The organism is Polaribacter septentrionalilitoris (genome assembly GCF_009832745.1).
Taxonomy (GTDB): Bacteria; Bacteroidota; Bacteroidia; order Flavobacteriales; family Flavobacteriaceae; genus Polaribacter; species Polaribacter septentrionalilitoris.
On sequence record NZ_VRMJ01000014.1, the window covers coordinates 355907 to 378282 of the forward strand.

At 27.8% G+C, this 22376-nt stretch carries 22 protein-coding genes; 12 read left to right on the forward strand and 10 right to left on the reverse strand.

The genetic code is table 11. The features are described from left to right. Window position 1: 1 nt before the first annotated feature. Together hisG and FP421_RS03710 are read right to left on the reverse strand one after the other, a co-directional pair. Entirely contained in the window at window positions 2-859 is an 858-nt protein-coding gene (gene hisG / locus FP421_RS03705) for an ATP phosphoribosyltransferase (RefSeq protein WP_159947713.1), read from the reverse strand. A gap of 417 nt (window positions 860-1276) precedes the next feature. Beyond that, entirely contained in the window at window positions 1277-2452 is a 1176-nt protein-coding gene (locus FP421_RS03710) for a THUMP domain-containing class I SAM-dependent RNA methyltransferase (RefSeq protein ID WP_159947715.1), read from the reverse strand. 110 nt (window positions 2453-2562) lie between these two features. On the opposite strand from FP421_RS03710, the gene FP421_RS03715 reads away from it, so the two are divergent. From FP421_RS03715 to FP421_RS03735, 5 genes are all read left to right on the forward strand, one after another. Beyond that, window positions 2563-3288 carry a class I SAM-dependent methyltransferase gene (locus tag FP421_RS03715; protein WP_159947717.1) on the forward strand — a complete coding sequence of 242 codons (726 nt, stop codon included), beginning with the start codon at window positions 2563-2565 and terminating at the stop codon, window positions 3286-3288. Further along, on the forward strand, window positions 3285-3962 hold the full coding sequence (locus tag FP421_RS03720; protein ID WP_159947719.1) for a ZIP family metal transporter: 678 nt from the start codon (window positions 3285-3287) through the stop codon (window positions 3960-3962). The genes FP421_RS03715 and FP421_RS03720 overlap by 4 nt, the downstream gene beginning before the upstream one ends. A gap of 96 nt (window positions 3963-4058) precedes the next feature. Further along, window positions 4059-4541 carry a hypothetical protein gene (locus FP421_RS03725; protein ID WP_159947721.1) on the forward strand — a complete coding sequence of 161 codons (483 nt, stop codon included), beginning with the start codon at window positions 4059-4061 and terminating at the stop codon, window positions 4539-4541. A gap of 1 nt (window position 4542) precedes the next feature. Further along, a complete protein-coding gene (locus FP421_RS03730) occupies window positions 4543-6234 on the forward strand; it encodes a sensor histidine kinase (RefSeq protein WP_159947723.1) in 1692 nt (563 codons plus the stop codon). A gap of 61 nt (window positions 6235-6295) precedes the next feature. Next, a complete protein-coding gene (locus FP421_RS03735) occupies window positions 6296-6937 on the forward strand; it encodes a response regulator (protein ID WP_201288783.1) in 642 nt (213 codons plus the stop codon). Here the strand turns inward: FP421_RS03735 and FP421_RS03740 are convergent. After that, window positions 6934-9117: an ATP-dependent DNA helicase RecQ gene (locus tag FP421_RS03740; RefSeq protein WP_159947725.1), complete on the reverse strand. Its 2184-nt coding sequence runs from the start codon at window positions 9115-9117 to the stop codon at window positions 6934-6936. The two genes, FP421_RS03735 and FP421_RS03740, sit on opposite strands and share 4 nt — an antisense overlap. A 140-nt stretch (window positions 9118-9257) precedes the next feature. Here FP421_RS03740 and FP421_RS03745 point away from each other — a divergent pair, with 140 nt between their 5' ends. Genes FP421_RS03745 through lptB form a run of 4 tightly spaced genes read left to right on the forward strand, consistent with a single transcriptional unit; the run spans window position 9258 to window position 12165 of the window. Continuing rightward, a complete protein-coding gene (locus tag FP421_RS03745) occupies window positions 9258-10226 on the forward strand; it encodes a KpsF/GutQ family sugar-phosphate isomerase (RefSeq protein ID WP_159947727.1) in 969 nt (322 codons plus the stop codon). Then, on the forward strand, window positions 10226-11041 hold the full coding sequence (gene tatC / locus FP421_RS03750; protein WP_159947729.1) for a twin-arginine translocase subunit TatC: 816 nt from the start codon (window positions 10226-10228) through the stop codon (window positions 11039-11041). The genes FP421_RS03745 and tatC overlap by 1 nt, the downstream gene beginning before the upstream one ends. Next, window positions 11031-11381: a carboxymuconolactone decarboxylase family protein gene (locus tag FP421_RS03755; protein WP_159947731.1), complete on the forward strand. Its 351-nt coding sequence runs from the start codon at window positions 11031-11033 to the stop codon at window positions 11379-11381. The genes tatC and FP421_RS03755 overlap by 11 nt, the downstream gene beginning before the upstream one ends. A gap of 43 nt (window positions 11382-11424) precedes the next feature. Beyond that, window positions 11425-12165 (forward strand): LPS export ABC transporter ATP-binding protein, encoded by a 741-nt coding sequence (gene lptB, locus FP421_RS03760; protein ID WP_159947733.1) that lies wholly within the window; start codon window positions 11425-11427, stop codon window positions 12163-12165. On the opposite strand, the gene FP421_RS03765 is transcribed toward lptB, so the two are convergent. Further along, on the reverse strand, window positions 12159-12530 hold the full coding sequence (locus FP421_RS03765) for a VOC family protein (protein WP_159947735.1): 372 nt from the start codon (window positions 12528-12530) through the stop codon (window positions 12159-12161). The two genes, lptB and FP421_RS03765, sit on opposite strands and share 7 nt — an antisense overlap. Next, complete coding sequence (locus tag FP421_RS03770) at window positions 12508-13245, reverse strand: CDP-alcohol phosphatidyltransferase family protein (protein WP_159947737.1); 738 nt, start codon at window positions 13243-13245, stop codon at window positions 12508-12510. The genes FP421_RS03765 and FP421_RS03770 overlap by 23 nt, the downstream gene beginning before the upstream one ends. A 98-nt stretch (window positions 13246-13343) precedes the next feature. Between FP421_RS03770 and FP421_RS03775 the strand changes: the two genes are divergently transcribed. The 3 genes from FP421_RS03775 (at window position 13344) to FP421_RS03785 (ending at window position 16659) form a co-directional block, all read left to right on the forward strand. After that, window positions 13344-14324 carry a YheT family hydrolase gene (locus FP421_RS03775; RefSeq protein WP_159947739.1) on the forward strand — a complete coding sequence of 327 codons (981 nt, stop codon included), beginning with the start codon at window positions 13344-13346 and terminating at the stop codon, window positions 14322-14324. A 74-nt stretch (window positions 14325-14398) separates the two neighbouring features. After that, window positions 14399-15469 (forward strand): putative type IX sorting system protein PorV2, encoded by a 1071-nt coding sequence (locus FP421_RS03780; protein WP_201288784.1) that lies wholly within the window; start codon window positions 14399-14401, stop codon window positions 15467-15469. Between the two features lie 5 nt (window positions 15470-15474). After that, window positions 15475-16659: a lipoprotein N-acyltransferase Lnb domain-containing protein gene (locus FP421_RS03785; protein WP_159947743.1), complete on the forward strand. Its 1185-nt coding sequence runs from the start codon at window positions 15475-15477 to the stop codon at window positions 16657-16659. Here the strand turns inward: FP421_RS03785 and FP421_RS03790 are convergent. Genes FP421_RS03790 through FP421_RS03810 form a run of 5 tightly spaced genes read right to left on the reverse strand, consistent with a single transcriptional unit; the run spans window position 16639 to window position 22376 of the window. Then, window positions 16639-18021, reverse strand: a complete 1383-nt coding sequence (locus tag FP421_RS03790; protein ID WP_159947754.1) for an exopolysaccharide biosynthesis polyprenyl glycosylphosphotransferase — start codon at window positions 18019-18021, stop codon at window positions 16639-16641. The two genes, FP421_RS03785 and FP421_RS03790, sit on opposite strands and share 21 nt — an antisense overlap. Continuing rightward, window positions 18011-18766, reverse strand: a complete 756-nt coding sequence (locus FP421_RS03795) for a glycosyltransferase family 2 protein (protein WP_159947756.1) — start codon at window positions 18764-18766, stop codon at window positions 18011-18013. Before FP421_RS03795 ends, FP421_RS03790 begins: the two co-directional genes overlap by 11 nt. Further along, window positions 18759-20048 (reverse strand): phenylacetate--CoA ligase family protein, encoded by a 1290-nt coding sequence (locus FP421_RS03800; RefSeq protein WP_159947758.1) that lies wholly within the window; start codon window positions 20046-20048, stop codon window positions 18759-18761. The genes FP421_RS03795 and FP421_RS03800 overlap by 8 nt, the downstream gene beginning before the upstream one ends. Further along, window positions 20048-21064 carry a glycosyltransferase family 4 protein gene (locus tag FP421_RS03805; protein ID WP_236548020.1) on the reverse strand — a complete coding sequence of 339 codons (1017 nt, stop codon included), beginning with the start codon at window positions 21062-21064 and terminating at the stop codon, window positions 20048-20050. Before FP421_RS03805 ends, FP421_RS03800 begins: the two co-directional genes overlap by 1 nt. Then, window positions 21054-22376: an O-antigen ligase family protein gene (locus FP421_RS03810; RefSeq protein WP_159947760.1), complete on the reverse strand. Its 1323-nt coding sequence runs from the start codon at window positions 22374-22376 to the stop codon at window positions 21054-21056. The genes FP421_RS03805 and FP421_RS03810 overlap by 11 nt, the downstream gene beginning before the upstream one ends.

Below are 22376 nucleotides of genomic sequence, written 5' to 3' on the forward strand. Positions count from 1 at the left end.
TTTACAATACCATTTTCTCTATAGGACATACTAAAATACCTTCAGCACCATTAATTTTTAACTCATCAATAATTTCCCAAAATTGATTTTTACTAATTACAGTGTGTACAGAGCTCCAACCTTCTTGTGCTAATGGTAAAACAGTTGGACTTCTCATTCCTGGCAATAATTTTAAAATGTTATCTAATTTATTGTTAGGCGCATTTAACAAAATGTACTTAGATTGCCTTCCTTTTAAAACTGATTGAATTCTAAACTGAATTTTTTCTAAAATGGCTTTTCTTTCTTCAGAGATTTGAGGAGAAACCGCTAAAACAGCTTCAGATTTTAATAAAACTTCAATTTCTTTTAGGCCGTTTTTAAATAATGTACTTCCACTTGAAACAATATCACAAATTCCGTCTGCCAAACCAATATTTGGAGCAATTTCTACAGAACCATTAATTTTGTGTAATTGCGCATCTATATTCTGCTCTTTTAAGTATTTTTTTACGGTTTCTGGGTAAGAAGTCGCTATACGTTTACCATCTAAATCTTTTAATGAATTTGCATCTGATTCTTTAGGTACTGCTATAGAAACTTTACATTTAGAAAATCCTAAACGTTCTACAAATTGGATGTCATCTCCTTTTTCTATTAGAACATTTTCACCAATAATGGCTGCATCTACTACTCCGTCTTTCAAATATTGAGGTATATCTCCATTACGTAAATAAAATACTTCAACTGGAAAATCTCTAGCAGCTGCTTTTAATTGGTCTTTTCCGTTATCTATAGAAATACCAATGTCTTTTAAGATTCTCATTGAATCTTCATTTAATCTCCCTGATTTTTGTACTGCAATTCTTAAGTTACTCATTTTTAGCTTTGTATTATGTTTGAGCAAATTTGGTTTTAAATTAAAAAAACCCGTTCGATTTGCTCAAACGGGTTTATAAATATCTTGATTTTATTCAATACATTTCTAAATCGCTTGAGAGCAATTGTAAAAATGATGATGATTTTGAATAAAAGTCATGTCTTTGTTATTATGTTGCAAATATCTATAATTTATTGGTTAAAAACCAAAATAAGTTCATAAAAAAATATTAGAATTTAAAATTTTTATCAAATTTTGAAGTTTTGTTTAAAATTAAAAAATAAATCTCTATTCTAATAGCTTGCAAGCAAGTTTAGCCCTGATAGAGGCATTGTTGGAGCTCCTTGCAAAGAGCGACTGCCGAAAGCAGGAAACAGCTTCTAAAAAAAAAGCTAGCTACTTGTTATAAGCAAAGGTTTAATTTTCTTCGCCTTCTTTATGTTCTTTAATTTTACGTGACCCCTCGTACAATTCGTATTTTACAAATCGACATTCTAAATCAGCATTTTTTAACGGAATACGTTTAGAAGTTCGTAAACCTACATGCTTTAGTGCTTGTATATCTGATGTAATTAACCACGCTGTAGAACCTGGGTAATTATGTTTTAATGTATCTCCTATTTTCTTATAGAATTCTGGAATATCAATATTTAAACGCTCTCCATAAGGTGGATTGAACAATATTGTTGTATTTCCAAACACTTCTTTAGTAGAGTTAAAAAAGTTAACATGATGTACCCCAATAAACTCCTCTAAATTAGCAGAAATTATATTTGCTTTTGCTTTTTGGACTGCTGATGGCGCTTTATCAAATCCCATAATTTTAAAATGAGAACTTCGTATTTTCTTTAACAGCGAATCTTGAATGATAAAATACAAATCCTCATCATAATCTTTCCAGTTCTCAAAAGCAAAAAGTTTTCTGTTGATGTTTGCTGGAATATTATTGGCAATCATTGCTGCTTCAATTAAAATAGTTCCAGAACCACACATGGGGTCTATAAAGTTTTCATCGCCTGTATAACCAGATAACAAAACCATACCTGCAGCCAAAACTTCATTTATTGGCGCTATGTTTGTAGCTGTTCTATATCCTCTTTTATGTAAAGAATCTCCAGAAGAATCTAAAGAAATTGTTAACCATTCTTTTTGAATATGAACATGGATTTTTACATCAGGATATTTTAAATCTACATTAGGTCTTTTATGGTATTTATGACGAAAATAATCTGCAATTGCATCTTTAGATTTTAAGGAAATATAATGAGAATTAGAAGTAAAGTTTTTAGAATTTACCACTGCTCCAATGGCAAAAGTACCTTCTGGATCTAAATATTTTTCCCATTTTATTTTCTGAATAGATTCGTATAAATCTTCTTCATCGTAAATTTTACAAGTTTTAATGGGTTTTAAAATACGAACAGCTGTTCTTAATGTAATATTAGCTTTATACATAAACCCCTTATCGCCTCTAAAAGAAACATTTCTTACACCTTCTTTTATATCTTGTGCTCCTAACTGCTTTAGCTCTGTTGCTAACACATTTTCTAAACCAAAAAGTGTTGTCGCAACCATTTTAAAATCTCTATCCATACTCATATAATTGTTTGCAAAAATACATTTTAAAATAGGATATTTCAGAAATACTGAATTTCATTTTTTCTAAAGTAAGAATTGGTTACTTTTACAGACTTATTTTGAACATGAAGCAAAAAGATTGGTTTACAGATTGGTTTAACACACCTTATTATCACATTTTGTATAAGGAGAGAAATGATGAAGATGCGCAATTCTTTATGAAGAATATTACATCATTTTTAAAATTACCATTATCAACTCATATTTTAGATTTACCTTGTGGTAAAGGGCGCCATTCTGTTTTTTTAAATTCTTTAGGCTATAAAGTTACTGGTGGAGATTTATCTAAAAACAGTATTCAGGAAGCTCAAAAATTCGAAACTGAAACACTAAATTTTAAAATCCATGATATGCGTAAACCTTTTAATAACAGTTATGATGCAGTTTTTAATTTGTTTACAAGTTTTGGTTATTTTGATGACGACAAAGAAGATATTCAAGTCTTACAAAACATTAAAAATGGTTTAAATAATGAGGGAACATTTGTATTTGATTTTTTAAATGCTGATAAAGTAAAACTAAATTTGGTTGAAAAAGAAACTAAAATTGTAGATAATATTACGTTTTACATTCAAAGAGAAATTACAGATGGTTTTATTTTAAAGCATATTTCTTTTTTTGCAGATGGAAAAGATCATTCATATACAGAACAAGTAAAATATTTGAATTTAGAAAAAATGCAATTGTTCTTTAAAAAAGTAGGTTTTACAATTACCAACGTTTTCGGTGATTATCATTTGAATGATTATAATACAACTACCTCAGACCGATTAATTTTAGTTGCCAAATGAGTTACATATTACTAATAGCCTCTGTTTTAATAGGATCTTTATTGGTTTACACCATAAAACCTCAAAAAATATTTGTTCGTTTATTATTGGCATTTAGTGGAGCCTACCTTTTATCTGTTACTATTCTTCATTTATTACCAGAAGTATATCAAGAAACAACTGAGTACAAAACAATAGGGGTTTTTATTTTAATGGGAATCATTATTCAATCTGTTTTAGAATCCTTCTCTAAAGGGGCAGAACATGGACACATCCATATTCATTCGGATGGAAAAGAATTTCCAACCTTATTATTTGTAAGTTTATGCATTCATGCTTTTTCAGAAGGATTACCAATACATAATTCTGATGATAATTTATTGTGGGCTATTATAGTACATAAAATACCTATTGCTATTGTATTAACTACTTTTTTAATTCATACCAAATACTCAAAAAAAATAATCTTTGTATTCTTGAGTTTATTTGCATTAATGAGTCCTCTAGGAGTTTTATTAGGTGATAAAGTACTGTTTTTTAGTACATATTCTAGTGAAATTACCGCCCTAATTATTGGAGTTTTCTTACACATTTCTACCATTATTCTTTTTGAAAGTACTGAAAACCATAAATTTAACTTACAAAAGTTTATTGCAATTCTTTTTGGGATATTACTTACAGTAGTTACTCTTTAGTTTTTTATTATATTTAGTGAAATATAAATGCCTATTTGTAGGTATACCAATTGCTTCAAATATTTTTGATATTTGAAAATATAAAGTTTAATATTTATGAAAGAATTAAAATCAAAATTAATTACCCCAAATGAAGAAATTATTTTTAAAAATTTATTGAATTTTTATTTAGCTGATAAGAAAAAAAAGCATAGTTATGTAAATAAAAAAGGTGAAAAATTTAAAATAAGAACACCTCTGCCAAATGATCGTTTTAGAGTAGAAAAAATATTTTTATATGAAGTAATTGGGAAAGATTGCATTTTTATACACATAACAGATGACAAAATAATTAAAAGAAGACATGATCATAAAGTTTTTATTGGAGAAATAACTTTTGATTTAGCAGATATTGAATATCATGCCAATAGAGATGATTTAATTAATTATAATGAAATTAAAGTTATCATTTTTAATAGTACAGATATATTATCATCTCCTGAAGATCTCCCTGTATTTGGTCCAGATATTTTTGACTTTAAAAGAAGTATAGTTTTACCCGATGATACCGGAGGTGGTGTAATTGTAGAAGGCCCATAAAATGTATTTTTTTAAATACATAAAGCATGTAAAACTACAAATCTTATTTTTATTGGTTTGTAGTTTTTGTTATTCTCAAAATTCTACATTAGATTCTGCATATTTCTTCCATAAAAAAGCAAAACAATTTGACTACGAGAATAAGCATTTTAAAGCCTATAAAAACTATATAAAGTCTCTAGATTTATATAAAAAACTAAATCTTGAAGATAGTATTGCAAAATGTAACTTAGAAATCTTTGAATTAATTACATCTCAGAATAATTTAGAAGGCAACTCTAAACCTTATTTAGACGATTACCATCAATATGCTTTAAAAAAAAAGGATTCTTTTCTAATTTTAAAATCGTTGAATAGATATGCTCAATATTATTGGAATACTGATTCTATAAAAGCATCAAAATCATATTACTTAAAAGCTTTACAACTCACAAGTAGTAAAAAGCTTTCAAAATATAAAGTTAGTACATATTCTAATTTAGCGTATTTACATACTAAGAAATATCCAGATACAGCTGCTTATTATTTTGATAAAGTTTTAAATTTAAAAGAACTTATGAATGATGCTCAGTTGGTTGGAACTTTTATCAATTATTCATTCTTTTTAACAAATCAAAATAAACATACTCAAGCTTTAATACAATTAAAAAAGGCTGAAGCTATTAAGTTAGATAAATATCAATTAAAATACAATAAAATTATCTTCGGAAAACTTGCAAATTGCTATAAAGAGATTGGAGATTATAAAAATGCATATAAATATTATGAAAGATATAACATTACTAGAGATAGTTTAAACAATACATTACAAAATATTGCTATTTCAGATTTAGATAAAAAATATCAAACCGCAGAAAAAGAAAAAGAAAATCTAGAATTAAAAATAGATAAGGAAAAAAATAGAAATCTTTTTATAGCTTCTCTCCTATTTATATTTTTGGGTGGTATTATATCAATTTTAGCTGTTAAAAGTTCTAAGAGAAAAAGAAAACTTGCAGAACAACAAAAAGAAATTCAAACTCAAAAAAACCTTACACTTTTAAAAGAACAAGAAATTACGACAATTAATGCAATGGTAGATGGGCAAGAAAAAGAACGTAAACTAATTGCTGAAGATTTGCATGATAATTTGGGTTCGGTTTTAGCCACATTAAAATTGCATTTCGAGAATTTAAAAATCAATAGAGAGAAGAAAAAAATAAACCAAGAAACGCTATTTGATAAAACTGAAAATTTGATTGATGAAGCCTATTTAAAAGTTCGTAGCATAGCGCATGCTAAAAATGCAGGTGTAATTGCAAACCAAGGTTTATTAGTTGCGATACAAATGATGGCTGAAAAAATATCATCTTCAGATAAAATAAAAATTAAAGTCATTGATTTTGGTTTAGACAAACGCATAGAAAACAGTTTAGAAATTAGTGTTTTTAGAATTATTCAAGAATTAGTAACCAATATTATAAAACATGCTGATGCTAATAATGGAACCATAAATATTGCGGCTTATGATAACAATTTAAATATAATTATAGAAGATGATGGCAAAGGTTTTGATATTAAAAAAGTTGATTTAAAAAACGGAATGGGAATCAGTTCTATAAAAACTAGAATAGAACATTTAAGAGGTACATTTAAAGTGGATTCTACCAAAGGAAAAGGAACTTCAATAATTATAGATATTCCAATTTCTTAAAATCCTTATATGTAGTGACTTTTACAAAATTTATAAATAGTATTTTTATTAAAAATAATTTATGATCACAATTGTAATGGCAGAAGATCATCAAATGTTAATTGATGGGGTAAAGTCTTTTTTTGAGTATGATGAGAATATCAATATTATTGGTGCCGTAAATAATGGAGAAGAATTGGTAAAATTAGTTTCTCTTAAACAGCCAAAATTAGTAATTACTGATATTAGAATGCCAATTATGGATGGAATACAAGCAACAAGAATCATTAAAAAGAAGTTGCCACATATTAATGTTTTAGCAATGACTATGTTTGATCAACCAGATGCAATCAAACAAATGTTAGATGCAGGTGCTACAGGTTATATCTTAAAAAATTCAGGTATTAAAATGCTCTCAAAAGCTATAATAACTGTTGCTAAAGGTGAAACTTTCTTTGATCCTAACGTTGCCTTTAATTTTATGAATAATTATATTGATGATAATGTGACTATTGGTAAATCTGAGAAAGTAATTTTATCAAACAGAGAAAAAGAAATCTTAAATTTAATTGCAGAAGGAAAAACATCTAAAGATATTGCAGACACTTTATTTATAGCAAAAACTACTGTTGATACTCATAGAAAAAATATGATACGGAAATTAGAATTATCTTCTGGAAATGAGTTAGTTAAATATGCTATTGATAAAAAATACCAGTTTTAATTTGCAACTTCATTAATAAATTTAATTCGCATTAAACGCAATTCATCTTCATCATAATCACCATCAAATTCATCTAATGCTTCTTGAATATTGTCTGTTTCTGCATCCATAAAATAATCATGAATTTCTTCTTGCTGATCTTCGTCTAATAATTCATCTAAAGCATAATCGATATTAATTTTAGTTCCAGAAAAAATAATTCTTTCCATTTCTTTAATCAACTCACTCATTTCTAACCCTTTCGATTTAGCAATATCTTCTAGAGGTAATTTTTTATCAGTATTCTGAATTACAAATAACTTTAATCCAGAGTTAACACCAGTACTTTTTACAATTAAATCATCTGGTCTTAAAATATCGTTTTCATCAACATAAGTTGCAATTAATTTAACAAAATCTCTACCAAATTTTCTAGCTTTACCTTCTCCTACTCCATGAACTTTAGATAATTCTTCTAAAGAAATAGGGTATTTTAAAGCCATATCATCGATAGAAGGGTCTTGAAAAACAGCAAAAGGAGGAACACCTTGTCTTGAGGCTACTTTTTTACGTAAATCTTTTAATAATTTCACCAACTTTTCATCAGCTGCACCACCTGCAGATTTTGAATTTGTAATGATTGAGTTATCATTTTCTTCATTGTACTCATGATCTTCAGTCATCATAAATGAAGTTGGGTTTTCAATGAAATTTTCACCTTCTTTAGTCAACTTAATTACTCCATATTGTTCAATCTCTTTTCGAATTAAGTTAACCACCAAAACCTGACGAATTAAAGCCATCCAATAAGATGCTGAGTGGTCTTTACCAATTGCAAAGAAAGGTTGTAGATGTGTTTTATGAGATGTTAATAAGGCATTTTCTTTCCCTATTAAAGTATTTACAATTTCTTTGGCTTTATATTTTTGAAGTGAATCTTTGATTACTTTTAATAACCTAATGACATCATCTTTGGCTTCGTGTTTCTTTTTGGGATTACGAGAATTGTCATCCATATCAGCACCTTCACCGTTTTTCTCATCAAATTCTTCACCAAAATAATGCAATAAATATTTACGTCTGTTCATAGAAGTCTCTGCATAACCAACAACTTCTTGTAATAAAGCATGACCAATTTCTTGTTCTGCTACAGGTTTGCTAGACATAAATTTTTCTAACTTTTCAATATCTTTATATGAATAGAAAGCTAAACAATATCCTTCTCCATCATCACGTCCTGCTCTACCTGTCTCTTGATAATAACTTTCTAAACTTTTAGGAATATCATGATGAATTACATAACGAACATCTGGTTTGTCAATTCCCATACCAAAAGCAATAGTAGCTACCACTACATCACAATCTTCCATCAAAAACATATCTTGATGTTTTACTCTAGTTTTAGCATCTAAACCTGCATGATAAGGCACTGCTTTAATACCATTGACTTGTAATATCTGTGCAATTTCTTCAACTTTTTTTCTACTCAGACAATAGATAATTCCTGACTTTCCAATTCTTTGTTTTACAAACCTAATAATATCTTTTTCTACCTCTTTTGTTTTAGGTCTAACCTCATAAAATAGATTAGCTCTATTAAAAGAAGCTTTAAATCTGTTAGCATCAGTAATTCCTAACGTTTTTAGAATATCTTCTTGTACCTTTTCTGTTGCAGTTGCTGTTAAACAAATCACTGGCACATTATCAATGGCTTTAATTATGTGTTTTAAATTTCTGTATTCTGGTCTAAAATCGTGACCCCATTCAGAAATACAATGTGCTTCATCAATGGCAACAAAAGAAATTTTTTGAGTTCTTAAAAAAGTAACATATTCCTCTTTTATTAGAGATTCTGGAGCTACGTATAATAATTTTGTAATACCATTTGCAATATCTTCTTTAACCTGACTAATTTCTGTTTTGTTTAAAGAAGAATTCAGCACATGGGCTACACCATTATCTTCTGAAATACCACGAATTGCATCAACTTGATTTTTCATTAAGGCAATTAGAGGTGAAACCACAATTGCAGTACCTTCTTTCATTAAAGCTGGTAATTGGTAGCAAAGAGATTTACCACCACCCGTTGGCATAATTACAAAAGTGTTATTATTACTAACGATACTTTTAATTACTTGCTCTTGTAACCCTTTAAACTTAGTAAAGCCAAAGAATTTTTTTAGAGGACTATATAAATCCATTAACGTAAATATTTGTTTAACAATCAAAACAATTCACAAACCTTCTATAATATTTTTTAAAACTATTTTTTATAGTAAATTTGCCTGCTTTGTTAATCTAAAGATATAACTTTTTTTTATTCTAATAAAATACTTGACTATTGAAAAAAACAAACTCAATAATACAAACAGCAAAAGAAACAATCTTAATAGAAAGTAATGCCTTAGCTAACTTAGCAAATTTAGTTGATAATGATTTTGAAGAAGCTGTTAAATTTATTTTAAATTCAAAAGGGAGAGTTATTGTTACCGGAATTGGAAAAAGTGCAAATATTGCTTCAAAAATTGTAGCCACTTTAAATTCTACAGGAACTCCTGCTATTTTTATGCATGCTGCAGACGCAATTCACGGTGATTTGGGTAATGTACAAATAGATGATGTTGTAATTTGTTTATCAAAAAGTGGTAATACACCAGAAATCAAAGTCTTAGTTCCTTTAATTAAAAACTATGGAAATAAAATTATTGCTATTACTGGAAATGTAGACTCCTATCTGGGTGAACATGCTGACTTTACCTTAAATGCATATATAGAAAAAGAAGCTTGTCCTAATAACTTAGCACCTACCACAAGTACCACTGCTCAACTAGTTTTAGGTGATGCACTTGCAATTTGTTTATTAAATTTAAAAGGGTTTACCAGTAAAGATTTTGCAAAATACCATCCTGGAGGTGCTTTAGGAAAACGTTTATATTTAAGAGTTTCTGATTTAATGGCAAAAAATGAAATTCCAAAAGTTTCTGAAACAGACACTATTGCTAAAGTAATTGTTGAAATCTCTGAAAAAAGATTAGGGGTTACTGCCGTTGTAAGCAAAGAAAAAATTATAGGAATTATAACTGATGGTGATATTAGAAGAATGCTGTCTAAAACCACACAAATAGCTAATTTTAAAGCAAAAGATATAATGGGAAACACTCCAAAAACTATTCATCAAGATGCAATGGCTATTGAGGCTTTAGAAACTTTAGAAAACAATAATATTACACAAATATTAGTGATTAATGACAAGAAAAACTATGTTGGAGTTGTACATTTACATGATTTAATTAAAGAAGGAATTTTCTAATGGCAAGTCAACAAAAAGAAATGTCTTTTTTAGGACATTTAGAGGAATTAAGATGGCATTTGGTAAGAAGTGCTTCTGCAATATTTATTTTAGCAATCATCTTTTTTGTGTTTGCTGAGTATGTTTACACCCATTTTTTATTAGCTCACATTAAACCAGACTTTGTTACTTACAGAGTTTTTTGTGATTTCTTTAATCTATTTGGATTAGAAAGTGCTTTTTGTGATATAAATTTTGCAGATAAAAAATTGCAAAGTATCAAGGTAACTTCACAATTAATGAACTCTATTTGGTCTTCAATAATACTAGGAATTATCATTGCTTTTCCCTATATTTTATGGGAAATTTGGCGTTTTGTAGCTCCTGGGTTAACAGATAATGAAGTGAAAAGATCTAGAGGTTTTATTCTTATAGCCTCATTTTTATTTTTCTTAGGAGTACTTTTTAGTTTTTATGTAATTGCTCCTATTTCAATCCACTTTTTGTATAATTACCAAATAACAGATGCTATTGAAAATAGTTTTACACTAGAATCTCACATCGGTCTAGTTACAAATATGTTATTAGGAGTTTCAATTTTATTTGAACTTCCTGTTTTAATATTCTTTTTGACCAAAATAGGATTGATTACTCCAGAATTCTTAAAAAGATATCGAAAACATGCTTTAGTGGTTGTACTAATTCTTGCTGCAATTATTACACCTCCTGATGTTATGAGTCAAATTATAGTTGCAATTCCAATACTTATACTATACGAAATAGGTATTAAAGTTTCTAAAAGAGTGATTAAAAAACAACAAAAAAATGCCAAATAAAGTAAACGAATTTAATGAGTATCGTTCTAAAATGAACGAGAAAATTTTAGCTTCTGACAATAAAGTAATCAAAAGAATCTTTAATTTAGATACCAATGCTTTTAAAGAAGGACATTTACCTGTTAAGACAAAAGAGCTTTTAGGTTTGGTGGCTTCTGCAGTTTTACGATGTGATGATTGTGTTCAATATCACCTTGAATCTTCTTACAAACTAGGTGTAACTAAAGAAGAAATGATGGAAACTATGTCTATTGCCAACTTAATTGGAGGTACAATAATGATTCCGCATTTAAGACGTGCTGTTGAATATTGGGAAGCTTTAGAAGAAAGCGATTTATAATTTATTTAAGACATCTACCTCAATCATTTACTATATTTGATTCATGATTTTAAGAGCAGAAGACATTCAGAAAATCTACGGAAGTAGAAAAGTGGTAAAAGGAATTTCGTTAGAAGTTCAGCAAGGTGAAATTATTGGACTTTTAGGTCCTAATGGAGCTGGAAAAACGACTTCTTTCTACATGATTGTTGGTATGATTAAACCTAATGCTGGTAAAATCTTTTTAAATGATGAAGAAATTACTGAAGATGCCATGTATAAACGTGCGCAAAAAGGAATAGGATATCTTGCCCAAGAAGCTTCTGTATTTCGAAAATTATCAGTAGAAGATAATATTTTGTCTGTTTTACAATTCACTGGCTTATCAAAAAAAGAACAAAAAATTAAATTAGAATCTTTAATTGAAGAGTTTAATATTGGTCACGTTCGTAAAAATAGAGGTGATTTATTGTCTGGTGGAGAAAGACGTAGAACTGAGATTGCACGTTGTTTAGCCTCTGATCCTAATTTTATATTATTAGATGAGCCTTTTGCAGGAGTAGATCCTATTGCTGTTGAGGATATACAAAGTATAGTTGCCCATTTAAAACACAGAAATATAGGTATTTTAATAACAGATCATGATGTACAAGCAACCCTTGCCATTACAGATAAAACGTATTTAATGTATCAAGGAAGCATTTTAAAAAGCGGAACTCCAGAAGAATTAGCTGCTGATGAAATGGTTCGTAAAGTATATTTAGGGAAAGATTTTGAATTGAAAAGGAAGAAAATTTTTCAATAAAAACAACCAATATGCCATAGAATTCCTGATGGGTCATGCACAAAGAATTCTTTACCCCAATCATTTTTTACAATTTCAGAAATCCTAACTTTAGGATATTTCTCAGTTAATTTTTTAGCTTTTAGTGTTTCTAAATAAGCTTCTAGATTTTCTACTTCCAAGAAAATCATGGAATTATCTATCCAATCTTTTACATAGGCTTTTTGTAAATAAAAACTTAGTTTATCATCAACCTTAAAAACGGACATGTTTTCTGATAATATGGTTTCTGAAAAACCTAAATCTTTATAAAAATTGCTTGATGTTTCAAAATCTTTTGCTCCTATAAAGCTTCTAATCGATTTAAATTGGTGTTTTTGTTCCATAATTATTTACAATTGAAAGGATCACATAAAGGATAATAATTAATGGAATTGAAAGATATTGTAAAGTGATGATTAGTACTAATGATATCAATAAAAACATATATTTTATCACATTCTTTTTAACTGAATAATCTTTAAACTTTAGAGAAAAGAGAGGTATTTCAGCATTCATCAAATAGGTTAACAAAATAGTTACAGCAATTAAAAAATAATTATTAGTAATTAAGTTTTGAACAAATTCAATATCAGAATATTCAAGAATTAATGGCAATGAGATGACAAATAAACTCATGGCAGGCGTTGGTAAACCTATAAAAGATTCAGATTGTCTTGTATCAATATTAAATTTGGCTAACCTGTAGCAAGCACCAAGAGTCAACAATAACCCAAAAAAAGAAAGGAAGGAAGGTAATACAAATTCGTCACTAAAGTTCTCAACTCCAATTTCTGTATCTCCAAATAATTTCAACATAATAATTCCTGGCACAACCCCACTTGTAACCATATCAGCTAAAGAATCTAGTTGTTTACCTAATTCTCCAGAAACATTTAGTAAACGTGCTGCAAATCCATCAAAAAAATCAAAAAATATTCCTAATACAACAAAAAAAGCTGCAGCAAAGAAATTACTTTGTACTGCAAAAATTGTTGCAACTGTTCCGCAAAATAAATTTCCAAGTGTTAATAAATTAGGAATGTGTTTTTTTATGTTCATGCATCATCAAATTGAAAAAGCTAAAATAAGAAATCAAACTTGGGTAGTTTTCATTATTGTCAAAATTTTGTCATATTTGTAAGAATAAGAAAAACTTTATGCCCGTATTTACATCAGATTTCTCACCTACTTTGCCCTTTAAAAATGGTCACTTTAACACCATGTACAGACCGCTTTTTATGAAAGATATTTGTAGTTATTTGAGAAAAAGAATTAGAACTTGGGATAACGATTTTATTGATTTAGATTTTTCTATAGTAGGTTCTGAAACTTTAGTTGTTTTGATTCATGGTTTAGAGGGTAGCTCTGAATCTCGATATATGGCATCAACTACAAAACATTTAAACAAAAAAGATGTAGATACAGTTTGCTTTAATTTAAGAGGTTGTTCTGGTGAAGACAATTTGTTATTAGCCACCTATCATAGTGGAAAAACAGATGATGTAGCTTTTGTCATCAATTATTTATTAGAAAATTATGATTATCTGAATATCATTATTGTTGGATTTAGTTTAGGAGGCAATTTAACTCTTAAATATTTGGGTGAAAATGGCAATAACTTATCGCCAAAAGTAAAAGGTGGCATTGCAGTTTCTGTACCTGTAGATATTGGTTCTTCTGAAGAAGAAATGGATAAGTTAAAAAACAAATTGTATATGGAAGTTTTTTTTAAGACCATGAAAAATAAAGTTTTAGAGAAAGCTCACAAATTTCCAGAATATAATTTAGACAAAGACAAATTGTTTAAAGCCACTAAATTTAGACATTTAGAACATTTGTATACAGTTCCTGTTTTTGGTTTTAAAAGTCCTCAAGATTATTGGCAAAAAGCAAGTTCAAAACCCTATTTATCTCAAATTAAAAGACCAACTTTACTGATTAATGCTAAAGACGATACTTTTTTGGCTAATGAATGTTATCCTTTTGATGAGGCCCATAACTCTGATTATTTTTTTTTAGAAGCACCTAATTATGGAGGTCATGTTGGATTTATGACGTCTTTTAAACCTGCTGAAAACAGATGGTTAGAACATCGAATAGAAAGATTCATCAAACAAAACATCAAGATTGATATTTAACAAACAATAACTTTAAAAAATAGCTGTTATTTTAGTATGTTTTTAGATATTTGTTATTGATAATTTTCATCCTTTTGAAACAAAAAATAATACTTTTTTTATTGATTACTCCATTATTTTTATCTGCACAAGCATTTAGAAATTATTCCAATGAATTTTTATCTATTGGAGTTGATGCAGCTGGTTTAGGAATGAGTAAAAGTGTTGTTGCCACTACTAATGATGTAAATGCAATCTATTGGAATCCTGCAGGATTAGTGGGAATAGAAGACTATCAAGGCTCATTAATGCATGCTTCTTATTTTGCAGGAATAGCAAACTACAATCATGCTGCTTTTGCAATGCCTATTGATAGACAAAGTGCTTTAGGTATTTCTATAATTCGTTTTGGGGTTGACGATATTTTAAATACAACAGAATTAATTGACAGTCAAGGAAATATAGATTTTAATAGAATTAGTTTATTTTCTTCTGTAGATTATGCTTTTAATATTGCGTATGCAAGAAACCTTCTCTTTAAAGATGTTACATTTGGTGTGAACGCTAAAATTGTTCGAAGAATTATTGGTGATTTTGCTTCTTCATGGGGTTTTGGTTTTGATGTAGGAATCCAATTTGAAAGAAATGATTGGAGATTTGGATTGATGGCTAGAGACATCACCACAACTTTTAATAGTTGGGCAATAGATGAAGATGAATTCAATAAGATTAAAAATGCTATTCCTGGTCAGAATCAAGAAGCACCAGAAAGCACTGAAATTACAAAACCTAAGTTACAATTAGGAGTTGCTAAAAGTTGGAGAATTGGTCGTTTATTTAATTTATTGACAGAAGCAAATGCAAATATTCGATTTTCTAAAACAAATGACATTGTTTCATCAGATTTTGCAAGTGTAGATCCTGCTTTGGGTTTTCAATTAGATTATGATCAATTGGTGTATTTAAGAGCAGGTGTTGGTAATTTTCAATATATAACCGAATTTGATAATTCAAAATCACTATCATTACAACCAAATTTTGGATTAGGTTTTAAATACAATGGAATTCAAATAGATTATGCTTTAACCAATATTGGTAGTGTTGGAAATGCTTTATTCTCTAATATTTTTTCAATTACTTTTGATTATAGTTTTTTTAGACGATAATTATTATGATAAAAAAATACACTTTTCTATTATTACTATTTTTTTTCTTTTTGCCTATAAAAGCTCAAGCTCAACTTTCTGAAAATGCAGAAATTAGTATTGTTACTGCTGGTCCTGGAGAAGAGCTCTATGAGGCCTTTGGTCATTCTGCCATAAGAATTAAAGATCCTAATTTAAATTTAGATTTGATTTACAACTATGGTGTGTTTGATTTTAACAGACCTAATTTCTATACCGATTTTGCCAAAGGAAATATGATTTATAGTCTTGCTCGTTATGATTTTAAATATTTTTTAGCAAGTTACAAAAGAGATAATCGTTGGTTAAAACAACAAATTTTAAATCTATCACAACAAGAAAAACATGCTTTTTTCTCTTTCTTAGAAAATAAGGCATTACCAAAAAACAGAGATTATTTATACAATCCTTATTTTGATAATTGTGCTACTAAATTAAGAGACATTACAAAAATGGTTTTAGGAGATAAAGTTAGTTTTAAAGATGATTACTTAGAAAATGAATTAACTTTTAGAGAATTAACAAATCGTGAAATTCATTGGAACACTTGGGGTAGTTTTGGATTGAACCTAATTGCTGGTATTAAATTAGACAAAAAAGCAAAACCTGATGAATACCTATTTCTTCCTGATTATACTTACAAAGCATTCAAAAATGCAAAGTTAATATCAAAAAATACAACTCAAGATTTAGTAAAAAAAGAAGATACTTTACTTAGTTTTAAAGAAAAACAACCAAAAACTGAAACATTTAGTCCTTTTTTAATCTTTTGCTTACTTGCACTTATTGGAATATTTATCACGTATAAAGATTATAAAAGAAAAAAGAGAACTAAGTTATTAGATTTTGTGCTGTTTTTTACTACTGGTCTTATAGGTTGCATCTTATTTTTTCTTTGGTTTTTTTCCAGTCATTCTACAGCTCCCAATAACTTTAATATTCTTTGGGCATTTCCCGTTAATCTTGTAATTGGTTTTTTATTACTAAAAAAGAACATAAAAACAAAATGGTTAAACATCTACATTAAGTTTTTATTAATTTTAATAGCAATTATTCCAATATTATGGATTATTCAAATACAAGTGTATCCAAAAGTTATTATACCGCTATTGATCTTATTTTGGATTAGATATTATTTCTTGTCCAAGAATTTATTGTCCTTTGAAAAATAAAACAGTAGTAATTGTTTTAATTAAGATTTTAAAATCTAACAAGGTATCACGTTCTTTGATATAATACAAATCATAACGTAATTTGGTTTCTTGTTCTTCAATACTATTTGCATAAGGATAATTAACTTGTGCCCACCCTGTTAAACCAGGTCTAACAACATGTCTTATCGAATAAAAAGGAATTTCTTTTTCTAAATCTTTTACAAATTCAGGTCTTTCAGGTCTAGGGCCAATTAAGCTCATGTCCCCTTTTAGTATATTAAAAAATTGTGGAATTTCATCTAATCTAGTATTTCTTAAGAATTTACCAAACACTGTAATTCTAACATCATTTTTAGCTGCCCAAACAGCACCATTACTTTCGGCATTCTTGACCATAGATCTAAGTTTATAAATAGTAAATGGTTTTGTGTTTTGACCAACTCTTTCTTGAGTATAAAAAAGAGCCCCCCTATTTCCAATAAAGTTACATATAAGTAAGATTGGTATTAAGAAAGTAAAAACTAGTAAACCTAAAATGGAAATAACAATATCAATAAATCTTAGACCAAAAAGGTAAAATCTATTGGAATTATTTTTACTAAAATTTAGATTTTTATAAAAAGTATGATCTAAATACTCTTTAGGAACCCTAGAAGTTACCGTTTCATAAAATGTTTCATAACTAATAATATTAACCCCTTTTTTAAAGTTAGCTATTAATTCTTGATTTAAAAAAGAAACATTATCATTAGTTAGATTTTTTTCCGAAACAACCACCTCTGTTATCGGATTATTTTCTACTAAATATGATAAATCAAAAGAGTTAATATCATGATATCCTTTTAAACCATCAATTTTCTGCTCAGAAACATAACCAGTTACATGATGAAAATTATCATTTTTAATATGAGTCAATAGTTTCTTTACCAAAGAAGAGTGTCCTATGAATAATATTGTTTTAAAATATTTTGGTGAAAAAATTAACCAAGAATAAATAAATCTCCAAATAATAATTGGTGTAGATATAATTAAGAAAAAATAGACAATTTGTAGTCTATTTTCTGGTAATACAGGAGAAATATAAGGGGTAAAAACATAGAATATAGTTGTTGCAAATGCAGTGAGTACAACACTTCGTAAAATTAAATATCTATTATTAGAAACACTTAAATTATATAGTTGAAAAATTTCACCGAATAAAACGTAATAAAAAATTAAAAGAATAAACCAATTTAATATTAATTGATTATTAAATTTAAAATATTTAAAGTCAAGAAACACATATGAAAACCATATACTAAGTATTAAAATTAAAACATCGAAAAGCCTTAAAAAAAACTTTCTTTCTGAGATATCTAAATACGTTTTTTTACTTGCCAAAATATTTTAGAGTTTTATGAACAGCACATGAAACAGTTGATATTGTAGCTCGAAAATAAGATAATTTTTCTATTTCTTTAAACAAATTCCAATTCCATTTTAGCATTTCTATCTTATTATTAGATATAGATTTACTTCTATCTCTGTATTGTGCTAAAACAATATCCAATCCATAGGCATATTTTTCTGATTTCAATATTTTTAACCACAAGGCATAATCTTGCCTTTTCCTAATATTTGGCATAAAAATTTTACCTAAAACATCACTATTATACATTGCTGTTAAACAGCCTATTTCATTAGAGTACAACATTCTATTATAATCCAACTTTTCTTTACATTTAATTATTTTATTGATTGGTATACCTTTTTCATCAATAATTTCATAAGAAGTATGTGTTAATAAAAATTTGTTTTCTATCATAAAATTCATTTGCAATTCTAACTTTTTAGGCAACCATAGGTCATCACTGTCTAGAAAAGCAATAAAATTACCTTTTGACATTTCTATTCCTTTATTTCTAACAATTGCAGCTCCAGAATTTACATCTAACACAAACAATCTAATTCTAGAATCTTTCTTAGCATATAAGGTAATAATATCTATACTTTTATCATTGGAGCAATCATCAACAATAATCAATTCCCAATTTTGATAAGACTGACGTAAAATACTTTCAATAGTATTAGAAATAAATTGTTCAGAATTATAATTTGCTGTAATTATTGAAACTAAATTATTCATCTAAGTTAGAAATAAAGTTTTTTAATTTTCCTTTTGAATATCTAAAGCTGGCTTGCTCTTTAACTTTGAAATTAACATCTTCTTTAAAATAATTTTTAATCTCTTTTTGTAATTTTCCCTTAATTGAAGTGGTTAATTTCTTCTCAATTAAAAACACCAATTCTCCTTTTTTATCTTGAATTACTTGATAGTTTAAATCAATATTATACTTTTTTGATATATTTTTAAAAATATAATAAAAATATAAACTTGGATATTTATCCTTGTATCCATAAACACTCTCTCCTATTCTACCAGTAACTTCTTCTAATATTAAGTGACTTTTTCCACATTTACATTTTTCATCTCTAGAAGCTAATCGAATATAATCTCCTAACTTATATCTTATGACAGGAAAAGATTGCATTTGTAAGTTAGTAACTATAATTTCATTATTAATATTTTCTACTAAAACTCCTTCCATATTAATATGCATTTTGCCTTCATTACACTCAAATGCGATAATGCCAGACTCTGTTGCACCATATTCGCTAATCATTTTAAGACCAAAAGCTTTTTTGACTTCTTTTTGATAATTATCAAAGATTTTTTCTGAAGTCCCTTTAACCATTTTTATTCTTTTAGGCCGTTCTAAATTTAATTTATTAATTAATACAGCTGTTTGGTAAATCATAGAAGAATATCCATGAATATATCTTGCTTTTCTTGATTTTTTTACAAATTTTTTTAACGATTTTTCTTGGTAACTAAATATTCTAAATCTGTTTTGAAGTATATCTAAAATTTTATTTTTTTGTTGTTGGAGATACGAAAAATTGACTCCCCAAAAATAACCATTTCTATCCCATGGCTTAACACCATACCAAGAATATCCTCTTTGAATTACAGCCCTGTTAAATGAGTCTGCATGCTCATCTCTATAAAATTTAAGCGACTCACCAGAAGTTCCAGAAGTTGTTGCTAAAAATGTTTTTTTAAACTTTAAGTTGTTATGTATTTGGGGTGTAAAATCAATCAAATCTTGTTTAGAAGTGGTAGGAATGTGTTTTACATCTTCTAAACTCTTTATTGTTCTGATGTTTAATTTGTAATCATCAAACTTTTTCTTGTAGTAATCTGAATGATTATATGCTATATTTAATAGTTCTTTTAACTTTTTTAGTTGATATTCTTCAAGTTCTTTTAAAGACCAATACTCGCTTTTTTTTAAGAAAACAAAAATTTTCTTTAAAGAAGGATTTCTAATTTTTTCTCCCAGTATGTATATATATTTATTGAACATCACTTAAGAATTTTAAGCCATTTTTCTCTATTATTTTCCCAGCTAAATTGTTCTACTTTTTTTCTGGCATTTAAACTTATGTTTGGATGTTCAGCATTAAGAATATTTATAATTGACGCTACCATTAACTGAGGAGATAAAGGTGGAACTAAAAGACCATCAAATTTATCTTTAATTAAAAAGGGTAAACCTCCAACATTAGTACTTACTACAGGTAAGCCCAAAGCCATTACTTCCATAACACTAACAGGTGTATTATCAAAATTTGTTGTATTTATAAAAATATCAAATTCTTCAGATCTCTTATGCCACTGCTCTTTTAAAAGAACACCTGTTAATTCTACTGAGTCTTGTAAATTAAATTTATTAATTAATTTTTTAGTCTGTTCATAAGTATCATCAACAAAAGGACCAACCATACAAAGGGTTGCATCAGGATATTTTTTTTTAAGCAGTTTTAAAACTCTAATTGCCATTGTAGGATTATAAATTTCTTTAAAAGCTCTAACCCAAAGTAATCTTGGTTTGATAATTTTTCTTATTTTATAATTATAATTTTCAATCTCTAGAATATTAGGTATGAATTCTGTTTTATATCCATAACCTTCAAAAGCCTCTTTTAAATAGTTTGATGGTGCTATATTTTTGTAGGAGTTTTTAAAAATAAGACTTGATAACAAAGTGTTTGATTTTAATCTTTCTGGAAGATTTCCCCCATGTAAAATTGGTATATACTTAATTTTAAAAATTCTAGCTAACTGAGATGTAATAAGCGCATAATAGAAATTACTAGTACTGTAGGTATCTATCAAAATATAATCTACTTTTTTTCTACACTTAAAAACAGCATAAGACATATCTACAAGACGATACGATTTATTTATTTTATCAGATGAAATGATAACTTGAAAACTTTCTTTTTGTAATAAATTAGATAGTAAAATAAGGGTTGTATTATACTTGGTCTTTTTAGTTAAATTATTACCTATGTACAATATTTTTTTTCTATTCTTCATCATCATAAATCCTAATCAATGTTAATGCATACACAAAACCAGGTAAGGCAATTCGCATTGCAGAATGATTAATGGTTAAAAACCATATGACATAAAACCCAGCTATAAAAGCTTTACCATAAAAATCTGATCTGAAAAAATTAAAAATGGGCATTACAAGTAATAAAATTAACAAAAAAAAACCAATGAAACCATGTTCTTCTAACAGCCTACCTACCTCGTTATGGGAAGCACCTGTTACCATGTTAATTTCTTTTCTTCTTTGATATTTTCCATTTCCCACCCCTATTCCAAGTGGGTTATCTAAAAAGTTTTCGAATTGCACCTCAAATATCTTAATTCTTCCTGAAGAAATATCTTCTTTAACTCCTATCTTATTCCTTCCTGTGTATCTATTTTCTAACATACCTCCAGTAATACCAGAGGTATAAACCCAAATAGACACCAAAAAAAACGAAATTATAAGTAGATATTTTAAAATAACACTGAAAGAAATTCTTTTATAAATTACATAAAAGAACGAAAATAAAATTAGTGATATAAAAGCCGTAATTATTCCACCTCTAGAAAATGTTAACAACCCTCTATAGGAGAAGTATATTAAAAAAATAGCATCTAAAAAATAGTAACCTGTGAGTCTTTTTTTTGGCAAAACAAATATGGTTAATACAAACATACCCATACCTATTGCTGTTGCAACCTGATTAGGTCCAAAACCACCAGAAGTCGTAAAATTTGCTTCTGAGTTAAAAACTATTTCTTTTAAATCTGGTGTCCTAAAATAAAGGTAACTTATCATAGAAAAAAGAGGTAACAACATAAAGAATAAAGCATCATATAACTGTTGCTTGGTAATTGGTCTCTTGTAAAAATAAAAAGAAGCAACACCTAAAACTACTGGGCCACTTAGATTAAAAGCAATATTTGTCCTCAAAGATTCCCCCTCCGGAACCTGAGTAAAAACAATACCCAAAAGTAATAATAGTATATAAAAAACATAATGTGGAGAAAAATTTTGTTTGAATCTACCTACTAGAATACCTAACATCAAAAACAATATAACACCATATTTACCAGTTTCATATAGAATAAGTCCTCCTGTCATTCTTATAAAAACCTCACCACCTACTAAATATGAAGCTAATGTAAAAGCTTCTTCATTTTCATTATTGCTTGCGTATATAAGAAATATTGGTAAAACAACTATTACAATACCGTAAAATTTTGGAAATATAGCTTGAGTTGCTAAGTAACCAAAAATTAAATGGATGATAATAATTAATAGCTTATTATCTAATATATATTTAATCAA